Below are 2394 nucleotides of genomic sequence, written 5' to 3' on the forward strand. Positions count from 1 at the left end.
ATAAAAAACCGTTTATTAATAAAGGAGTTTTAAAATGAAAGTGAGATTATCGAAAAGAGCTTTAAAAGAAGATTTTCAAGGGCAGTTTGTAAAAATGATGCTCGATGTTGCGGCGAAAGGAGATTTAATTTCGTTTGCGGGAGGTTTGCCAAATCCAATATCTTTTCCCGTTAAAGAAATCAAAGAGGCATGCGCTAAAGTTTTGGACAATAACGGAATTCAGGCATTGCAATATAATAACGCGGACGGATATTTGCCTTTAAGAGAATTTATAGCGGGCAGATATAAATTGCAGGGAGTAAATATAGACGCTAAAAATATTCTTATAACCAACGGTTCGCAGCAGGCTTTGGATATAATCGCTTCTGTTTTAGTTGATTCGGGAGACGATATTTTGGTTGAGGACCCTTCCTATTTGGTTGCCTTGCAGACTTTCCATATTTATAATCCAAATATAAGAACGATTAGTTTAAACGAGGACGGAGCGAATTTGGAAGAATTGAAAGAATCTTTGAATAAATATAATCATAAATTCTTTTATGCCGTTCCTACTTTTCAAAATCCTACGGGAATAACTTATACGAGCGAAACGAGAAAAAAAATAGCGGAATTAATGAAAGATAAAGACACTTTTTTAATCGAAGATAATCCTTACGGAGAATTGAGATTTAGAGGCGAGCATCAAAAATCTTTCTATAGTTTACTTGGCGAACAGGCTATACTTATGGGAACTTTTTCAAAAACTTTTTCGCCGGGATTTAGAATGGGATGGATTGCATGCGGAATTGACGAAGTAATAAATAAAATGAAACATTATAAACAGCTTGTGGATTTTCACACGAGTATATTTAGTCAAATGGTTGTAAGCCAATACCTTGCCGATAACGATTATGACGCTCATATAAAAACGATTACCGATTTGTATAAAAAACAATGCGACTGCATGCTCGAAGCTATGGATAAATATTTGGCAAAAGATATACATTGGACACATCCAGAAGGCGGTATGTTTATTTGGGTGACTTTGCCTAAAGGAATCGACGCGGTAGAACTCGGAAAAAAAGCGGCGGATAACGGAGTTGCCATTGCACCAGGAGAACCTTTCTATGAAAAGAAAAGAGGAGAAGGAACATTCAGATTAAATTATACAAATTCGTCTCCAGAAATGATAGATAAAGGAATTTCAATATTGGGTAAAGTTATAGAAGATATGCGAAAGAGTAAAAATTATTAGATAATTGTTTTATTTTAATTTGTATAAAAATATGTATGTTTTAGATGAACTTAAAAATAAAATTATATGCGATGATAATATTCGAGTTTTATCAAATATACCTAATGACTCAATTGATTTAATAATAACTTCTCCGCCTTATTTTAAGCAAAGAGATTATGGATATATTGGCATTGGAAATGAAAACACCGTAGACGAATATATTAATAAATTAATACTAGTGTTTAAAGAATGTAAAAGAATTATAAAATCTACTGGCAGTATAGTTTTTAATATTGGAGATAAATATACAAATGGCAATTTAAATTTAATACCTTATAGATTTGCAATAGAAGCTCAAAAAATAGACAATATACGCTTAATAAATGAGTTGACTTGGGTAAAAATAAATCCATCTCCTAGACAAAATACAAAAAAATTAGTTCCCGCTACAGAGCCTTTTTTTATATTTGCCAAATCAAAGAATTATTATTTTGATAATAGTTCTTTTCTTGAATATAAAAATTTTAAAAATAAAACAAATACCATAAAAAACAGCAATATTGGTAAAAAATATTATAATATTATAGATAATTCTATGCTTTCTAATGAGGAAAAAAAATTAGCTTATGAAGAACTGGATAAAGTTATTTCAGAAGTTAAATCTGGGAAAATAGAAAGCTTTAGAATGAAAATAAGAGGTATTCATGCGCTTCCATTTGGCGGACAATCAGGCGGTAGATTAAATCATATAAAACAAAAAGGATTTACTATTATAAAGATATATGGGAATTCAATGAAAAAAGACATTATAGAATCCACAGTAGAAACTATTAAAGGCAATAAGCATCCCGCTATATATCCCGAATTTATAGTTGGAGAGATAATAAAACTTTTAACTAAAAAAAATTCGATAATATTAGACCCTTTTTTAGGTTCTGGAACTACATGCGTCGTGGCTAAAAAATTAAACCGTTTCTATATAGGCATAGAAATTTTTAACGAGTATGTAGAATATTCATTGGAGCGACTTAACAAAATAGAAAACATGGATATGGAAATACTGGTATGAATGATAAAGTTTATAATGATATTTTAGAAAAAGCTATTAAAGATGCCGATAAATTAATATCTTGTAATAAATTTGATAGCATTCCTACCAATTTAAGAAATAATATAAA

At 30.2% G+C, this 2394-nt stretch carries 2 protein-coding genes; both read left to right on the forward strand.

The genetic code is table 11. The features are described from left to right. Window positions 1–34 precede the first annotated feature (34 nt). Window positions 35–1234: a PLP-dependent aminotransferase family protein gene (locus ACR0QS_RS12825; RefSeq protein WP_432633843.1), complete on the forward strand. Its 1200-nt coding sequence runs from the start codon at window positions 35–37 to the stop codon at window positions 1232–1234. Between the two features lie 31 nt (window positions 1235–1265). Continuing rightward, entirely contained in the window at window positions 1266–2285 is a 1020-nt protein-coding gene (locus tag ACR0QS_RS12830; protein ID WP_432633844.1) for a DNA-methyltransferase, read from the forward strand. The last annotated feature ends 109 nt before the right edge of the window (window positions 2286–2394 follow it).

The sequence above is a fragment of the Brachyspira sp. genome (assembly GCF_050873525.1).
Taxonomy (GTDB): Bacteria; Spirochaetota; Brachyspiria; order Brachyspirales; family Brachyspiraceae; genus Brachyspira.

What these genes read in the sequence shown, in the direction of transcription:
- ACR0QS_RS12830 (WP_432633844.1), top strand. Translation starts at nt 1,266, where the DNA reads ATGTATGTTTTAGATGAACTTAAAAATAAAATTATATGCGATGATAAT.
- ACR0QS_RS12825 (WP_432633843.1), top strand. Translation starts at nt 35, where the DNA reads ATGAAAGTGAGATTATCGAAAAGAGCTTTAAAAGAAGATTTTCAAGGG.